Genomic DNA, 16265 nt, shown 5'->3' on the forward strand with positions numbered 1-16265 from the left:
GTAGTGGAAACGTTAATTGAAGGTGTAGTCGGGTTAGGATCGGAGCCGGGACGGATCGTTATGATGCTCATCGGTGGTCTATTGATGTATTTGGGGATCAAGAAAGAATATGAACCAACCTTGTTGGTCCCTATGGGATTGGGCACGTTGTTAGTGAACTTCCCGAACTCAGGTGTGTTAAGTGCTGGTGGAGAAGCTGGCCCGTTCCAAGTATTGTTTGATATGGGGATCTCAACTGAATTGTTCCCTTTGCTTTTGTTTATCGGGATTGGTGCGATGATCGACTTCGGTCCATTGCTGCAAAATCCATTTCTTTTATTGTTTGGTGCCGCTGCGCAATTCGGGATCTTCTTTACGATCATCGTTGCCGTGCTGCTTGGTTTTGATTTAAACGACGCAGCTTCCATCGGGATCATCGGTGCCGCTGACGGACCAACGTCGATTTTTGTCGCAAATACGCTGAACTCGAAATATATGGGTGCGATCATGGTAGCAGCTTACTCTTACATGGCGCTAGTACCGATCATTCAACCGGTAGCCATCAAAGCTGTGACGACCAAGCACGAACGAAAAATCCGCATGACGTATCGTGCCGGTGAAGTTTCGCAAACGGCAAAAATTTTGTTCCCGATCGTGATCTCGATCGTAGCAGGGTTGATTGCTCCTGTTTCATTGCCATTGGTCGGATTTTTGATGTTCGGAAATCTCTTGCGGGAATGTGGTGTCTTAGATCGTTTGTCCATCACCGCTCAAAACGAACTGGTGAATATCATCAGTATCCTCCTAGGTTTATCAATTTCTGTGAAAATGCAATATGAAGAATTTTTACAAGTCGATACATTGATGGTTATTGGTTTAGGGCTGGTTGCCTTCATTATGGACTCGGTCGGCGGGGTGTTGTTTGCGAAAGTACTGAACTTGTTCCGTAAAGAAAAAATCAATCCAATGATCGGCGCAGCCGGAATCTCTGCGTTTCCAATGTCTAGTCGGGTCATCCAAAAAATGGCGACAGATGAAGATCCGCAAAACTTTATCTTAATGCATGCAGCCGGTGCCAACGTTTCAGGACAGATTGCTTCGGTCATCGCCGGTGGCTTACTGCTGGCACTGATTGCTTAGGTTACTAGAAAGGAGAGGAAAACTATGAGTCAAGATTTACTGACTTCATTTGAATTGTTGTTATTCGGTTGGGGCGGCGTCTTTGTCGTGATCCTGATCATCTACTTCGCATCCTTGCTTTTGTCGAAGCTCTTCCCAGTAAAAAAATAAAGAAGGCATTGTATGTATACCCTAAAAAGAATCTGGCTGCAAAAAGATCCGGAAGTCTTTTTGCAATGGCAAAAATTGATCACCCGTGCTGGCTTAGCCGTCGGTGAAGAAGTTGCCTATACCGTGGGCATTTTTGACCAGCAAACCTTGATTGCTACTGCTTCTTGCTATGCCAATATCATCAAGTATGTGGTGGTCTGTGAAAAAAAACGCTCCGAACAGCTGTTGACGCAATTGATTTCGCACCTTAGCGATCATATCAAAGACGAGGGCTATACCAAGTCCTTCGTCTATACAGCACCGAAAAATCGTCTGTTTTTTGAATCTCTCGGGTTTCGTGAAGTGCTCGCTGCGCAAGACATCTTGTTCATGGAACAAGGCGTTCCTTCTTATGAAAGCTATGCCCAACAACTGCAACGGCAGCGAATCGGACAAAACAACGGCGCGATCGTGATGAACGCCAATCCTTTTACCAAGGGACATTTGTACTTAGTTGAAACAGCTGCGAGTCAAAAAGAGCAGGTTTATGTGTTCGTTTTGTCAGAAGACCGCTCACAGTTTTCTGCCAGTGAACGGCTGCAGATGGTGACGGAGGGCTTGGCTCACCTGTCAAATGTAACGGTGCTGCCGACCAACAACTATCTCGTCTCTTCGGCAGTTTTTCCCAGTTATTTCTTAAAAGAGCAAGCACCTGAGGCGATTGCCAAAAAACAAGCCGCCTTTGATGCAACCCTCTTCAAAGAAAAAATTGCCCCGCTGTTGGCGATCACCACGCGTTTTGTAGGCTCAGAGCCTTACTCACCCGTGACCCAACTCTACAATGAGGCCATGGCTGCCGTTTTTTCTCCCGAGCTTGAACTGATCGTGATCGACCGTCTGAAGATCAACCAATCAACCGTTTCGGCTACTAAAGTTCGGAAAGCGATTGCAGAAAAAGATATACCTTCCTTGCAGCAATTTTTGCCAGAAACAACGTTCTCATTTTTAATGCAGCATAACTATATTTAGAGGTGATAATAAGTGGAAATCAAAAAAAGTGCGGTTGCCGGCTCCGTTGAATCCAGTGATATCTTGATCGCGATCGAGCCCACCACAACCCAAACCATCGAGCTGACCCTCGATAGCAGTGTCGAAAAACAATTCGGCAAACAAATTCGCGCCGTCATCCTTGAGACGCTGAACCATCTAGGCGTGACACAGGCCAAAATCACCGCCACCGATAAAGGCGCATTGGACTGTACCATCAAAGCCCGAACTCTGACAGCCGTTCATCGGGCAGCCGAACAAGAACAGTATGCTTGGAAGGAGATCGACACATGGAACGTTTAAGAAGAACGATGATGTTTGTACCAGGAGCTAACGCTGCCATGCTACGGGATGCGCCATTGTATGGCGCCGATTCCGTTATGTTTGATTTAGAAGATGCGGTCTCCTTGAATGAAAAAGACTCTGCTCGGACCCTGGTGCATTTTGCCTTAAAAACCTTTGACTATTCTGCCATCGAAACCGTCGTGCGCATCAACGGCCTCGACACGGTGGGTGCCCTTGATATCGAAGCGATGGTCCTAGCGGGGGTCAACGTCATTCGACTACCGAAAACCGAAACCGCCCAAGATATCATTGACGTTGCCGCTGTGATCACACAAGTAGAAGAAGAAAACGATCTGCCTGTAGGAACCACCAAAATGATGGCTGCCATCGAGTCGGCCGAAGGCGTTTTAAATGCCCGAGACATCGCCACAGCTTCCGACCGCTTGATCGGGATCGCTTTAGGGGCAGAAGATTATGTCACCAATATGAAAACCCGTCGCTACCCAGATGGGCAAGAATTGTTGTTTGCCCGCAGTATGATTTTGCATGCAGCTAGAGCTGCAGGGATCGCCGCCATCGATACCGTCTTTTCTGATATCAATGACACCGATGGCTTTCTCGCTGAAACGACTCGCATCAAGCAGCTTGGTTTTGACGGAAAATCAGTGATCAATCCACGGCAGATTCCCCTAGTCAATGGGATCTATGCGCCTTCAAAAGCCGAGATCCAACAGGCCAAAGAAGTGATCTGGGCCATTCGCGAAGCCGAAAGCAAAGGTTCTGGTGTGATCTCCTTGAATGGCAAAATGGTCGATAAACCAATCGTTGAGCGAGCGGAACGCGTGATTGCCCTTGCCAAAGCAGCGAAATTGATTACCGAGGAGGAAGTGTAATTATGGTGTTAAACAAAGCAGGAAAAGACATCCCTGAATGCTATGCCAACCAATACGGGGTCTTTGAAAATGAAACGGCCAATATCCATGCCTACAAAGAAGCGAGTCGCAAGATCGAGCCAGTCCTGCCGGGCAAAAGCAAGGTCTTGGGCAGTATTCGTGAAGCCATTGAAAAAACAGGGTTAACGGACGGCATGACGATCTCCTTCCACCATCATTTTCGCGAAGGGGATTTTATCATGAATCTCGTTTTAGATGAGATCGCAAAAATGGGCATCAAGAATCTTGCGATTGCCCCTAGTTCCATCGCCAATGTCCATGAACCATTGATCGGACATATCAAATCTGGCGTCGTAACCAATATCACCTCCAGCGGTCTGCGGGACAAAGTCGGTGCCGCAATCTCCGAAGGCATTATGGATGCTCCAGTCATTATCCGTTCTCATGGCGGTCGGGCTCGTGCCATTGCCGCCGGCGATATCCACATCGATGTCGCCTTCTTAGGGGCCCCTAGCTCAGATGCGTATGGCAATGCCAATGGCACCGTCGGAAAAGCAACCTGCGGCTCATTGGGCTATGCGATGGTCGATGCAAAATACGCCGACCAAGTCGTGATCATCACCGACACCCTGGTACCGTTTCCAAATACCCCAATCAGCATCCCCCAAACGGATGTCGATTATGTCGTGGAAGTCGACGCCATCGGTGATCCTGCAGGGATCGCAAAAGGGGCGACCCGCTTTACCAAAAATCCAAAAGAATTGCTGATTGCTGAGTATGCAGCCAAGGTCATCACCAGCTCGCCTTACTACCAACAAGGCTTCTCCTTCCAAACCGGAACAGGCGGTGCCGCATTAGCCGTTTCTCGTTTTTTACGCGAAGCGATGATCAAAGATGAGATCAAAGCCAGCTTTGCCCTCGGCGGCATTACCAATGCCATGGTGGAACTGTTAGAAGAAGGATTAGTGGAAAAACTGATCGATGTCCAAGACTTTGATCATCCTTCCGCGCAATCGCTAGGGAAAAACGCCAATCATTACGAGATCGATGCCAATATGTATGCCTCACCGTTAAGCAAAGGGGCGTTTATCAATCAATTGGATACCGCCATTCTTTCCGCACTGGAAGTCGACACGGATTTCAACATCAATGTCATCACCGGTTCTGACGGTGTGATCCGCGGTGCCTCTGGCGGCCACTCAGATACTAGTATGGCGTGCAAAATGAGCTTAGTGATCGCTCCTCTTGTGCGGGGACGGATCCCAACAATCGTCGATACCGTCAACACGATCGTCACGCCAGGCGCCAGTATTGATGTCGTCGTTACGGAAATCGGGATCGCCATCAATCCTGCTCGCAAAGACTTGATCAGCCATTTTGAAGCATTGGATATTCCCCAGTACACCATTGAAGAATTAAAAGAAAAAGCCTACAGCATTGTCGGTCAACCCGAACCAATCAAGTACGGGGAAAAAACCGTCGCTTTGATCGAATACCGCGATGGCACGATCATTGATGTGGTCAAAAATGTCTGATGCCCTATTTTCAGGAACCCCTGTGACGCTAACCGATATGCTGCAGGCGCGAGAAAATAGAAGCTCCCTTCAACGGGAGCTTCTCGCTGCGGATGAAAAAGCGGCATTGCTTGTTGCCACCATGAATATTCCCGGTCCCGTGAAAAATTCTGTCCCATTGACCGCCGTTTTTGAAGAACTCATTACGGAAATCGAAGAGGCCGTCAAGGAACTGATTCCACTGGCAAACCTCTACCGTAGTTTGGAAACCGGACCGGAATATTATCTCGTACTGCCCACAGATCCTTATGAACTAAAACGAATGATGGTTCAGATTGAGACCCATCATCCTTATGGTCGATTGGTGGATCTGGATGTCTTAGCCAAAAACCAAGACCAGCTTTTACCTATCAGCCGCACCGAAATCGGACTGCCGACAAGAAGCTGCTACGTCTGTGAACAAGATGCCAAAGTTTGTGGCCGTTCTAGAACTCATAGCGTAGCAGATATACAGCAGCAGATCCGTAAAATCATTCAGGAAAGAGTGAAAGAATGAAAAAAATCCAATTTACCGAAACCGTCTTGCGGGACGGCCAACAAAGTCTGATCGCTACACGAATGCCTACCAGCGATATGCTACCGATTTTAAAAACCATGGATCAAGCGGGCTATCATGCCTTGGAAATGTGGGGCGGCGCAACCTTCGATGCTTGTCTGCGTTTTTTAAATGAAGACCCATGGGAAAGATTGCGCGCAATCCGCAAAGAAGTGAAAAAGACCAAACTACAAATGCTCTTACGGGGGCAAAATCTCTTAGGGTACAAAAACTATGCCGATGACGTCGTTGCTGACTTTGTGACCAAATCGGTTGAAAACGGCATCGACATTCTTCGTTTGTTTGATGCCTTAAATGATGTCCGCAATTTAGAAACCGCCATCCGCGCCACAAAAGCAGCCGGCGGACACTGTCAAACAGCAATCTCTTATACTACTAGCCAAATCCATACCGTGGATTACTTCGTTGACCTTGCCAACAAAATGGCAAACCTCGGCGCCGATTCCATCTGTATCAAAGATATGGCCGGCGTTTTGACGCCGCAAACCGGCTACGAGCTGGTCAGCCGAATCAAAGATGCCGTCGATCTACCGCTAGAAGTCCATACCCATGCCACCAGCGGCATCGCTGAGATGACTTACTTAAAAGTTGCGGAAGCTGGCGCAGACATCATTGATACCGCCATCTCCTCCTTTGCTGGCGGCACCAGTCAGCCAGCAACCGAATCTGTGGCGATCGCCTTAGAAGATTGCGGCTTTGCTACAGGACTTGATCTGCAGAAAGTCGCTGAGATCGCGGAACACTTCAATCCCGTTCGTGATCGTTTCCGCGAAGAAGGTCTGCTGAATCCAAAAGTCAAAGATATTGAACCTAAAACCTTGATCTATCAAGTACCTGGTGGCATGTTGTCAAACCTACTCAGCCAATTGACGGAACAAGGATTGCAAGACAAGTATGAAGAAGTCCTAGCAGAAGTACCAAAAGTCAGAGCAGACTTGGGCTATCCGCCACTAGTGACCCCATTGTCGCAAATGGTCGGTACCCAAGCCTTGATGAATGTGATTTCAGGAGAACGTTACAAACTTGTCCCAAGTGAGATCAAAGATTACGTCAAAGGACTTTACGGTCAATCGCCAGCACCCATCACCGACGAAATCAAAGAAACAATCATCGGAGATGCTGAAGTGATCACCGTCAGACCAGCTGATCTACTGGCACCACAACTGCCAGCCTTTCGGGAAGAAATCGCTGAGTATGCCAAAAGCGAAGAAGACGTGCTGATGTACGCCCTCTTCCCTCAACAAGCCCAAGACTTTTTAGGCCGACGAGAAGATCCCTTTTATGATGTCCCCGTACAGACCGTGTCTGTGAGGATTGCGGTGGATTAGCAACGAAGCCAGAAACAGAGAAAACGACTGAAAGTGCCCTTCACAAATTCGCTTGCTTGAGCAGATTTGTGAGGGTTGTTATCATTTACAGGCTGTTTATTCGTTTTTACTAATTAGCAGCGCAAAAATACATGCGCCATAGCCACTCCACCAATAAGCTTGCATTCGTCGTTTCTCGCTCACGTATTTTGGGTAGCTGAGAAGCCAGGATTGTGCTTCCGCTCCATCCATTCTATAATCAGCTAAAAGAAGGGGTTTAAAGGAGGGGTTATCCATGCAACGATACATCGCTTTATTAAGAGGCATCAATGTCGGTGGAAAGAACAAAATTTCTATGAAAGAATTGAAAGCCGGTTTTGAAGAATTGGGGTTTAGCAATGTGGTCACTTATTTGAATAGCGGCAATGTGATTTTTTCCAGTGAAGAGGATGATCCACAAGCCCTTGCCGAAACGATTAAAGCAATGGTCAAACGCGACTTTTCCTTTGATATCGCTATTTATATCATTCGCCAATCAGAGCTGCAGGAACGCTTGACCCATATGCCCGACTGGTCAGGAACGGAAGATAAAACCATCTATGACAACCTGATCTTTTTAATGCCTTCGCTGACCTACGAGGAGTTATCTGAAAAACTCGGGGCTCCGAATGCCGAGCTTGAACAGGTTTTCCCTTACAAAGACGTCGTCTTCTGGTCTTACCTCCGCAAAGACTATCAAAAAACCAATTGGTGGAAAAAAACAGCCAGCACCAGCGTCGGCAAACAGATTACGATTCGAACCATCAATACCGTACGGAAGATTGCGGAGCTGTGAGGACATTCTAAAAAATATTCCTGTTTCAGCTTATAAGAAAAACCGTCAGCAGGAGTCCCTCTGACGGTTTTTCTTTGACTATCGAATCGTCTTTTTCGCTTGATGGATTTCAATAAAAAGAGCAAGCAGAAACGTGAAGGTTACGATCCAAATTGAATATTTTTTTAAAATAAGACTGACAAAGGCTAGTAAACAAGCACCAATGACAAATGAGAGCACGACGATCGTATAGTTATGGGCATTGCGTCTTTGAAGCGACGTTTTATTCCGTGAGGTCAGATACAGATACCATTTATTTAGCATTTTCCGATAATTGCCTGAGGTCATCATGATCGTATAAGGATTTCCTTCGATTTGCGTTCCAGTGAACGTCAGCATCAGCAAGCCACTGCCAAAAGCAAGCAGACCAATTTTAAAAAGGTGTAGATTTTGAGACAATAATGGAATGATCAAACTCGATAAAATAACAGGCAACATGGTATAACTGCGCCAATAATGACTGAAATTGCTGCGCTTTAGAAGAATACCTAATAAAAATCCTACCGTAAACAAAATGATCGATACGATTTTAGGCAGCATTTGCTGCCAATTATATTGGGATAAATTCGAAGCCATCAAAATAATGTTCCCAGTTTGAGTAGCAACTAATCCATGAAAGTAATTATGAGAATAGACATCTAATGCCCCACCTGAAAAAGCCATTAAAATCGCAAACAGACGACTGTTATTCGAGACAGAGACAACTTTATAAATTTTTTTTTGCATAGTAGATTCCTCAATCGCTTGATAATTTTGCTAATAGCATTTGTTTTAGACGCTTTTCTTCTATTGATACATGAAAAAGATCGTTTATCCTTGAAAAGGAGTTTTTTTCAATAGTAAGTATAACAGAATCAACATCTCCTCTTACTTTAACGAAAAGGAAATATATAGCAAGTAAAGAAGCCCAACAAAGCAAACTTCGTTGGGCTTTCCTTATAGGATGTTCGAAAAGAAACCTTTCGTTTTCCTTTCTTCCATAAACAAATATTCCGAATGTATCTGATTCATATACGCTGTTGGTTTTGCATGGCGGGCAGATCATTCTTATTTAGTTTATTTAGATAAGGAATCATCATTAAGACACCCGCAACAAACGCGATACCTTCTGTAATCGTCATTGACCAAATCAATCCATCCAATCCATAGAAATGATGCAGCAATAAAACGATCGGAATAAAGAATGTTCCTTGAATCGTGGACATCACTCCGGTCTGAGCACCTAGTCCAGATGCCTGAAAGATGCCCGTGAATAAACCAGAGAAACCATTAAAGATCGAAGAAACCAACTGTGCCCCTAAAATCGTTAAGCCAACTTGGATCACACGAGGATCACTTGTAAATAACCCCAGCACAGGCACTCGCAACCAATACACAATCAATGCAAAAAGGATAGAGATCCCACCTATCCACAAAGATACTTCTTTCAGTGCTTCTTTCACTCGTTTCGTGTTATGGGCAGAGAAACTGTAGGCAAATAACGGTATGACACCCAAAAATAGACCCATTGTTAAAAATTCCGGTAATTGCGTGATTCGAACAGCGATACCAAAGCTAGCCACAACATTGTCTCCATATTCAGCAGAAAAATTGTTCAATAATAATGTGGTGACGATCATGAAAGCTGATTTAAACAGCTCGGATATCCCTATTTTATAAACTTCTAGCTGATCTTTGATTGAAAGTTTCATGTTCTTTAAAAAGCCCTTCAATGTCTCGCTTTTCGTTTCTAGGAACCAGACATAATACGTTGTTGAAGCGATATTCGCAATCACTAGTGATAGCCCTGCACCGATCACATGTAGGTTAAAGACGAGAATCAATAATGCATCCAGTAGGATACTCACTGCAACACTGACAAACATGCCGTACATTGATTCTTTTGATGCCCCTTCTGAACGCACCAACTGTTCCAAAGCAAAATTTAAAATGAACGATGCTCCACCTACAAACAAAATCAGTGAATATTGTTTTGTATACAAAAATGTCTGCCCACTTGCTCCTAGTAAATGAATAAACGGATCCATGAAAATTACTGTGACAATCCCTATGATCACACCGAGCAGGATGCTTGAGTAAAACGCATAGCCGGCAACTTTCTTGCCCTTTTGAGTGTCTCCATTGCCTAGTAGTCGTGTGATATAGCTTCCTCCACCAACACCCAGCATGTTCCCAACCGCCATCAACAGAATCGTAATGGGCATCGCCAAGGTAATCGCCGACATCATATTGGTATCATGGATCAATCCAATAAAATAGGCATTAATCAAATTATAGATCGTCGTGGTTGAAATACCAACCATCATCGGGATCGATAAATGGGCAATTGCCTTTCGCACCGGACTTTCGCTTAAGTAGTAAATATTGGATTCATTCATTGTGACTTCTTCCATGATGATTCCTCCTTTTATTAGATAGTTAACTGTTAGAAATCTAACTTTCAGGCAATAAGCAGTGATTGACTGCTTATTGCTCATAGACTTTGATCGATTTTTCTTAACAAACGAGTCAGTTCTTCGACTTCTTCTGCATTCAGTGCTTGGATCAGTTCTTTTTCTGCCGCATAAAAAGCTTCATTGGTTTGATCAATCAACGCTTTTCCTTTAGGTAAAACGTATATATTTTTTTGCCGCTCATTATTTTTTGGGATGCGGCGCTCGATATACCCTTTTTTTTCTAACCCTTGAAGCATACTTGTGATGCTGGCATCACGACGTTGAAACACTTGGGCCAAATCCTTCTGAATCAAGCCTTTGTCTTCATTTTGTGCGATATACGCAATCATTCTTCCTTGCTGTTGACTGATATCCAGGTCTTTTATACGCATTTCCATCGATTCCCGTGACTTATTCATAATGGAACGCATCAAATTCGATACGATCAGTTCCTCCAAAACGACTCCCCCTTTACCAAATGTTAGATATCTAACTATTCGAAAAGAATATACACCGGTTAAAAAGGAAAGTCAATAAAAAGATTCGTTACCTAATAATTAGACCTCTAATTATTTTCAAATCCAATAATGGTAGTAAGGCTCAGGGAGTTCCACGCTGTGGAAAAGTTACTGACAAAAGCAGACAACAAGGGACTTTTTATTGCCTTTGTAGTAACCGTGTATAAAAGAGACTCTGGGTTCATCGATTTTTTCCCCTCATGGTATCAAAGCCAATTAGAAAAGTAGGCTTTATTTTCCGCTCTTGCTAGCGAAAAAAAGAAAGCTTATCCAGAAATCATTTTCTGAATAAGCTTAAACTGATTTATCGATCTAATTAAAAAAATTTTCGTCAACTAAGATCGGCTTCAATACTGTAGTAGGTATTATGAACTCTTGTGTCCCCATGTATCCAGCCGAAACTTCATATTTATCAAACGAAATAACTAGTTCATGATTTTCATTAATATAAAAATTCGGATCATTCTCCAACCAATTTGTATCATTATAGTCTAAAACCCAATATTTGATATCGCTATTTACTCTCATCCGCTCTTTCATTTGGTGCTCAATTTCCTGAGCCAGCACCTCTAAATAGTTTTCCGTTTTAAATAACATCTTTAATGATAATAAGACCTCGTTCTTTTTATCGAATGTATCAAATCGATGTTCGACATTGGTGCTCCCCACTGTCTCTTCAAATGTACGGTCGATTACTAAAAATCGATTATCATTGACTTTCACATCATAGGTACCACTGACATACATTTGTTTTTCGTCCACCTTATTTATTACGTCTATATAACTTTGATATGCTCGTTGTCCTTCACGGAGATATTTTTCATTTAATTGCGAATACACTTGATTTTCTTCTGTTATCTTAGGCACATCAATAGTGATTTCTGCCTCCTCTTGACTGAACAGAAGCGTTTCCCCAGTTATAATTGATACCAAATCCCCCAAAATAGGTATTTCTGATGCAAAACCTCTAAAGGTAGTATTTTGAAGCATAATCAAAAAACTAAAAACCACTAAGATCACGCTTTCGACGCCTCTTCTAAGTACTTTTCGCTTCTTTTCTTCGTATACCTTTGCCTTTTCTATTTGAAAACGTGCAACTATTTCACGCTTTAATTGTTCTTGGTTTTCTCCATCAAACGTGTGCTGTTTCATTTCGCTCATTCTCCTTTTCATATCTTGTTTTTTTAATTTAAAAGATGCTTAAATTGAACAAGAGAACGGTACATCTTCGTTTTCACCGTATTCTCATTTAAATTAAGTATTTGAGCAATTTCCTGCAAGGTAAATCCATCAAAATATTTTAAAATGATGATATCTCTTTCCGGACTAGGCGTTCTCTCTAGAATTTCCTTTAGTTCAAGAAATTCACTTTGATCGAAACAAAAATGACTTAGTTCTATAGTTTCTTCAAAGGCTAATCCAAATGGTCTTAGTCTCTTCACTCGCCATTGATCAATCGCGGTTCTTACTAAAATTTTATAGAACCATGCTTGAAAATTATCAATTTCTACTGTGTTTCTAAAGCTTTTTAACGCCTTTTGAAAGCTATCTTGCAGGACATCTAAAGCATCTTCATGATCATAAACATAACTGTAGGCAATTCGATACATTTGATCATATTTACCTTCTATCAGTTCTTCCAGTAGATGCTCATAATAGCGCACTTTTTTTGTTTGACTTCTATTCTTAAAAATAAAGATCACTCCTTCCACAACTCTCCAAGGGACTAGAAAAGACTGCTATTTAATTTCTCTTTGGTCAGCTAAACCAAAATACTGATTTAGTGGTTTTTGTCCATAAGAGAGCAATTCGCTTATAGTCACAAACTCATAGCCTCTTTTTCTTAGTTGACTTACCATTTCTGGAATGGATTCTACGGAACGTTCATGGATATCATGAATCAAAATGATTGATCCATTTTCTACAGTATCAATTACCTTATTTACAATCAAATCTTTATTTTTGACTTGCCAATCTTCAGAGTCTACATTCCATTGAATAATAGGCAATCCGATGGTTTTGGCAACGGCGCCGTTTACTGCTCCGTAAGGTGGTCGAAAGAGTTTTGGCAATACCCCTGTAGCATGAAATATTGCCTTATCAGTCTTCAGTACTTCTTCTTTGACTTTATCCAGGGTTACTTGAGTCAAGTCTGGGTGAGTGTATGAATGACTGCCAATTTCATGCCCCTCTCCCACTATTTTTTTCGCGACCTCTGGGTGCTTATCAACCATCTGACCTAAAACAAAAAAAGTCGCTTTGATCTTTTCTTTTTTTAACTCTCCTAGTAATTTTTTAGTAGACGTATCATTAGGTCCATCATCAAAGGTGAGCGCGATATAGTTTCTTTTTTGGTCTAAGGATTTTTTTGGCAGATTATTATCAGAAATGATCGCTGGATCAATAAAAGGCAGAATTTTTTCAATGTCGACAGTCATCTTTGTCACCCCTAAGACCTCTTTATCAAAAGCGATTTGTATTGAGTGAGGGAGAATGGTTATCTTACTATCCTTGCTTAAAAAGTCATTTGTTAACACTTGATCTAATTCTTCCTCATCAATTGTCGATTTTAATTTAGTTCGAGTACTAAGTAGCTGTTCTTGTACAATTCTGTTTATCGCAAGCAAGCCTGATTCATCGTTGACAATATCTTTTAATCGAGGCTCATTTCGATTTTTGGATAAGAGTATTTCAGATAATTCTTTTAATTCACCTAAATATTTCAAAGACTTTGTTTTATCATCCCAAATATATTCCTTTGTTACTAATTGTCGATTAATAAGGGCATCATTCACCTTTTCCTCATTGACATAGGAAAGCACCATTGACCGAGAATCCTTCAATTGTTTCGAAGCAACCTGAGTTTGAGCTTCCAATTGTTTTATAATATTTTTATTTTCAGTCGCAGAATAGTACAGGTAATATTTATTGTATTGATTATCGCCACTCTTTGATTCTTCAATCTGAGTGATATCACGATCAAAAAATGCATTTTTAATTGTTTTTTCGACTTGCGTTTCAAAATTTGTTTGTTCTTCTCCATACACTTGACTCATTAGGTACTTATACGTGACACCCACTACTAACGTAAGAATCAATGCACAGAATATAGCTATTAACAGTAATTTTTTTCTCATAGTATTTCCTCTCTTTCGTTGTTCTATAGGGTATGACGAAAGAACAGGTCAATTAGTTTCATTTATTAGCAAGTTTTTATCAATCGTGAACTTTCTTAATCGTGATTCCTTTATCTCCATAATGTTGCTGTCTAAATTCATTAGCGAAAAATAGTAACTTCCAAATTATTCGTTTTTTCCTATCTTTTCCTTTAAGGTTTAGCTTTGACATCAGACCTTTGCGTTTTCCCTTAACTATGTCATTAGACAATAGCGTTAGTTCTTAATCTTAATACTTGCGGAAAACAAAAAAAGGCTTCAAAAAATTTTTTTTCGAAGCCTTTTTTAAGATAATTTTTATTTATGCAAAACCTATGACACATTGAATACGATAGAATTCTTCTTTTCTACACTTAGATCATAACCACAGATTTCTTTGAAATATGTCTTGTAATCATTCTCAGTAATTCTAATAATCTCATCTGCTGAGAAATCGTCGAATCGAGATAATTCTGAAACTAGATTCATCTTTGCATCAAGTCCTAGAATTTTTGGGAGCACTTCCCAGAAATTATCTTTTGAAATCGATTCAATCAGCTGACCGAATTCAGTTAGGTGTTTTTCGCAATATGCTTCCAATTTTTCACGTTCAATACCTTTTTTTATTTTCTTAAAATTGAAGTAGTAAGAAAAGGTTTCGTGGTTGTTTCCACCGTCCATTCATTTGCCCCTCTTTCTATGTATTTTTCCTAAAATTTTATTTGTATCAGCAAAACGCTATTATCTTGCCTTCCTTTTTATAACAATTAAATAAAACTGCCCTATCAGCTCCATCGAGGTGTTCTGATAGGGCATAAGTAATTATAGAATACTCTGCCTACTCATTTATTTGTTCACTAATTATAGTAATCAGTCGTTCCATAAATGTGTCTGCTTTTACTCAATAGTAATAAGATAGAAAATACTATGAGTGCATACCCCAGGATGATCAAACTGCTTGTGTTTGAAGAACCTGTTTGCGGTAATTTCCCTTGTCCGATTTGAGAAGTATCTGCGACGATCGTTTTCTTATTGTCATCGTCTGCTTCTTCCTCTTCCTTCGCTGTTTCACCAATTCGACCAGTCACAGTGACCTGCCCTGTTGTCGCCTCTGCGACAACGGTTTCTGATAGCTCCCAGACAGTCAGAGCCAGTAATGCAGCGATGAAAAAAATGATTCTTTTTCGTTTTTTCATACGATAGATCCCTTCTTTACTGGGATTTCAGTTTTTAGTCTTCCTCTACATCCGACGCAAAACTCAAGACCAATTTGAAACTTGGGTTTGATTCTTCTGATGCATTGGCAGGTGTTGCTTCACCAGTGAACGCAAACGTCCCTTCATTCGTTCCTTGGTTGCCTTCAAGGGTAAACAATTCTGTTTCTGTTACAGTTGGTGTGCCGTTTTCAAACAACTCAATCCCGTTTACGTTTAACAAGTCTACTTCAGACATATTCAATGGTGTATCAACACCTGCAACAGAAGCGATCACACCAACTGCTGAGTTATTTGTCACTGTGTACGTAGGCGAAACGATCTCTGTATGACTTGACGCTTCAGTCGTATAGAACAAAGCAGTCGTTGGAATCGTTACATTGATCCATTGGTTCAAGTCATCGGGATTTGGTCCAGGTGTTGTATTCTCGAATTCACCGATGATCCCGTTTACTTGAACATCTCCTGACGTATCGCCTTCACGTCCATCAATAGTTTGTGTCGCAAAAGCGGTGGTGCCGCTTGCGATTACTCCTGCGATCGTTGCTGTACTTAGAATAGCTGCTACAAATTTTTTCATTTTTATTTCCTCACTTTTCCTTTTTTTAATTCTTAACGATAATCGTTAATTCAGCTTCAGTGACCCCTTGTTTTTCTTTGCTTTCAGGGTCGTAAATATTGATGGTGGCTTTGGCAGGATACTCGCCTTTTGCCAATGGTGTCGCTAAGGCGACATTTTCAACAAATTGATTTGGATAGATCGCACCGGAAGAATAGATGACTTCCCCGCTCGCCAGTAAAGAGATGTCCACGGCGATTGGGTACACATTGGTGCCTGGATTAACGATTTCGATGGATCCCGTGCTTTGACCATCTTCAAAAATGGCTTCTGGATTGATTTGCAGGGTGAAATAATTCGCATCTGCAATTTCCTGCGCCCGTTCAGATAATCGCTGATCGGTGGCATCGCCAGATTCAGGCAAAAGGTCTGCACTGATCAACGGAACCGCTTCTTTTGATTGATAGAAATAGTACCCGAGTCCACCGGCAAGTACGGCCAATAGCAACAACCACCAGAGCCATTTCCGTCGTTTTTTGTTTTCGGTTTGATTCGTTTGCTCCAATGGATTCACCTCCTTCACATTTGGTACGATCTTTT

19 protein-coding genes are annotated in these 16265 nt (G+C 42.1%); 9 read left to right on the forward strand and 10 right to left on the reverse strand.

Annotated features, from left to right (window positions below):
• Positions 1-3 precede the first annotated feature (3 nt).
• The 9 genes from IGI94_RS15650 (at position 4) to IGI94_RS15690 (ending at position 7745) form a co-directional block, all read left to right on the forward strand.
• Complete coding sequence (locus tag IGI94_RS15650; RefSeq protein WP_005233072.1) at positions 4-1119, forward strand: sodium ion-translocating decarboxylase subunit beta; 1116 nt, start codon at positions 4-6, stop codon at positions 1117-1119.
• 24 nt (positions 1120-1143) lie between these two features.
• Positions 1144-1269 carry an OadG-related small transporter subunit gene (locus IGI94_RS15655; protein ID WP_008381833.1) on the forward strand — a complete coding sequence of 42 codons (126 nt, stop codon included), beginning with the start codon at positions 1144-1146 and terminating at the stop codon, positions 1267-1269.
• A 12-nt stretch (positions 1270-1281) separates the two neighbouring features.
• On the forward strand, positions 1282-2277 hold the full coding sequence (citC, locus tag IGI94_RS15660) for a [citrate (pro-3S)-lyase] ligase (protein ID WP_086316674.1): 996 nt from the start codon (positions 1282-1284) through the stop codon (positions 2275-2277).
• Between the two features lie 12 nt (positions 2278-2289).
• Complete coding sequence (gene citD, locus IGI94_RS15665; protein WP_005230465.1) at positions 2290-2598, forward strand: citrate lyase acyl carrier protein; 309 nt, start codon at positions 2290-2292, stop codon at positions 2596-2598.
• Positions 2586-3473: a citrate (pro-3S)-lyase subunit beta gene (gene citE / locus IGI94_RS15670; RefSeq protein ID WP_005233062.1), complete on the forward strand. Its 888-nt coding sequence runs from the start codon at positions 2586-2588 to the stop codon at positions 3471-3473. The genes citD and citE overlap by 13 nt, the downstream gene beginning before the upstream one ends.
• Positions 3474-3475: 2 nt before the next feature.
• The gene (gene citF, locus IGI94_RS15675; RefSeq protein WP_005233060.1) at positions 3476-5008 is read left to right on the forward strand and encodes a citrate lyase subunit alpha; all 1533 of its coding nucleotides are present in this window, start codon (positions 3476-3478) and stop codon (positions 5006-5008) included.
• Positions 4989-5543, forward strand: coding sequence for a citrate lyase holo-[acyl-carrier protein] synthase (gene citX / locus IGI94_RS15680; protein ID WP_005233059.1), 555 nt, complete (start codon positions 4989-4991; stop codon positions 5541-5543). Before citF ends, citX begins: the two co-directional genes overlap by 20 nt.
• Positions 5540-6931, forward strand: a complete 1392-nt coding sequence (locus tag IGI94_RS15685; protein ID WP_429968183.1) for an oxaloacetate decarboxylase subunit alpha — start codon at positions 5540-5542, stop codon at positions 6929-6931. Before citX ends, IGI94_RS15685 begins: the two co-directional genes overlap by 4 nt.
• A 274-nt stretch (positions 6932-7205) precedes the next feature.
• Positions 7206-7745, forward strand: coding sequence for a DUF1697 domain-containing protein (locus IGI94_RS15690; RefSeq protein WP_086316677.1), 540 nt, complete (start codon positions 7206-7208; stop codon positions 7743-7745).
• A gap of 78 nt (positions 7746-7823) precedes the next feature.
• On the opposite strand, the gene IGI94_RS15695 is transcribed toward IGI94_RS15690, so the two are convergent.
• From IGI94_RS15695 to IGI94_RS15740, 10 genes are all read right to left on the reverse strand, one after another.
• Positions 7824-8510 (reverse strand): YoaK family protein, encoded by a 687-nt coding sequence (locus tag IGI94_RS15695; RefSeq protein ID WP_438899942.1) that lies wholly within the window; start codon positions 8508-8510, stop codon positions 7824-7826.
• 281 nt (positions 8511-8791) lie between these two features.
• Positions 8792-10177 carry an MATE family efflux transporter gene (locus IGI94_RS15700; RefSeq protein WP_061053438.1) on the reverse strand — a complete coding sequence of 462 codons (1386 nt, stop codon included), beginning with the start codon at positions 10175-10177 and terminating at the stop codon, positions 8792-8794.
• Between the two features lie 80 nt (positions 10178-10257).
• On the reverse strand, positions 10258-10638 hold the full coding sequence (locus IGI94_RS15705) for a MarR family winged helix-turn-helix transcriptional regulator (RefSeq protein ID WP_429960842.1): 381 nt from the start codon (positions 10636-10638) through the stop codon (positions 10258-10260).
• Positions 10639-11049: 411 nt separating this feature from the next.
• A complete protein-coding gene (locus IGI94_RS15710; RefSeq protein WP_225869329.1) occupies positions 11050-11889 on the reverse strand; it encodes an RsiV family protein in 840 nt (279 codons plus the stop codon).
• Between the two features lie 32 nt (positions 11890-11921).
• Positions 11922-12440 carry an RNA polymerase sigma factor gene (locus tag IGI94_RS15715; protein ID WP_061054469.1) on the reverse strand — a complete coding sequence of 173 codons (519 nt, stop codon included), beginning with the start codon at positions 12438-12440 and terminating at the stop codon, positions 11922-11924.
• A 36-nt stretch (positions 12441-12476) separates the two neighbouring features.
• Positions 12477-13874, reverse strand: a complete 1398-nt coding sequence (locus IGI94_RS15720; RefSeq protein WP_429968881.1) for a polysaccharide deacetylase family protein — start codon at positions 13872-13874, stop codon at positions 12477-12479.
• A 351-nt stretch (positions 13875-14225) separates the two neighbouring features.
• Positions 14226-14573 carry a DUF7006 family protein gene (locus IGI94_RS15725; protein ID WP_194199841.1) on the reverse strand — a complete coding sequence of 116 codons (348 nt, stop codon included), beginning with the start codon at positions 14571-14573 and terminating at the stop codon, positions 14226-14228.
• A 176-nt stretch (positions 14574-14749) separates the two neighbouring features.
• A complete protein-coding gene (locus IGI94_RS15730) occupies positions 14750-15088 on the reverse strand; it encodes an LPXTG cell wall anchor domain-containing protein (protein WP_194188591.1) in 339 nt (112 codons plus the stop codon).
• Positions 15089-15122: 34 nt separating this feature from the next.
• Positions 15123-15686: a hypothetical protein gene (locus tag IGI94_RS15735; protein WP_429968883.1), complete on the reverse strand. Its 564-nt coding sequence runs from the start codon at positions 15684-15686 to the stop codon at positions 15123-15125.
• Positions 15687-15711: 25 nt separating this feature from the next.
• Positions 15712-16230, reverse strand: coding sequence for a hypothetical protein (locus IGI94_RS15740; protein ID WP_087664491.1), 519 nt, complete (start codon positions 16228-16230; stop codon positions 15712-15714).
• Positions 16231-16265: the final 35 nt, after the last annotated feature.

It is taken from the genome of Enterococcus sp. AZ149 (assembly GCF_051714285.1).
Lineage (GTDB): Bacteria > Bacillota > Bacilli > Lactobacillales > Enterococcaceae > Enterococcus_D > Enterococcus_D entomosocium.

What these genes read in the sequence shown, in the direction of transcription:
- IGI94_RS15655 (WP_008381833.1), top strand. Translation starts at nt 1,144, where the DNA reads ATGAGTCAAGATTTACTGACTTCATTTGAATTGTTGTTATTCGGTTGG.
- citC (WP_086316674.1), top strand. Translation starts at nt 1,282, where the DNA reads ATGTATACCCTAAAAAGAATCTGGCTGCAAAAAGATCCGGAAGTCTTT.
- citE (WP_005233062.1), top strand. Translation starts at nt 2,586, where the DNA reads ATGGAACGTTTAAGAAGAACGATGATGTTTGTACCAGGAGCTAACGCT.
- citF (WP_005233060.1), top strand. Translation starts at nt 3,476, where the DNA reads ATGGTGTTAAACAAAGCAGGAAAAGACATCCCTGAATGCTATGCCAAC.
- citX (WP_005233059.1), top strand. Translation starts at nt 4,989, where the DNA reads ATGTGGTCAAAAATGTCTGATGCCCTATTTTCAGGAACCCCTGTGACG.
- IGI94_RS15685 (WP_429968183.1), top strand. Translation starts at nt 5,540, where the DNA reads ATGAAAAAAATCCAATTTACCGAAACCGTCTTGCGGGACGGCCAACAA.
- IGI94_RS15690 (WP_086316677.1), top strand. Translation starts at nt 7,206, where the DNA reads ATGCAACGATACATCGCTTTATTAAGAGGCATCAATGTCGGTGGAAAG.
- IGI94_RS15695 (WP_438899942.1), bottom strand. Translation starts at nt 8,510, where the DNA reads ATGCAAAAAAAAATTTATAAAGTTGTCTCTGTCTCGAATAACAGTCGT.
- IGI94_RS15700 (WP_061053438.1), bottom strand. Translation starts at nt 10,177, where the DNA reads ATGGAAGAAGTCACAATGAATGAATCCAATATTTACTACTTAAGCGAA.
- IGI94_RS15705 (WP_429960842.1), bottom strand. Translation starts at nt 10,638, where the DNA reads ATGAATAAGTCACGGGAATCGATGGAAATGCGTATAAAAGACCTGGAT.
- IGI94_RS15710 (WP_225869329.1), bottom strand. Translation starts at nt 11,889, where the DNA reads ATGAAACAGCACACGTTTGATGGAGAAAACCAAGAACAATTAAAGCGT.
- IGI94_RS15720 (WP_429968881.1), bottom strand. Translation starts at nt 13,874, where the DNA reads ATGAGAAAAAAATTACTGTTAATAGCTATATTCTGTGCATTGATTCTT.
- IGI94_RS15725 (WP_194199841.1), bottom strand. Translation starts at nt 14,573, where the DNA reads ATGGACGGTGGAAACAACCACGAAACCTTTTCTTACTACTTCAATTTT.
- IGI94_RS15730 (WP_194188591.1), bottom strand. Translation starts at nt 15,088, where the DNA reads ATGAAAAAACGAAAAAGAATCATTTTTTTCATCGCTGCATTACTGGCT.
- IGI94_RS15735 (WP_429968883.1), bottom strand. Translation starts at nt 15,686, where the DNA reads ATGAAAAAATTTGTAGCAGCTATTCTAAGTACAGCAACGATCGCAGGA.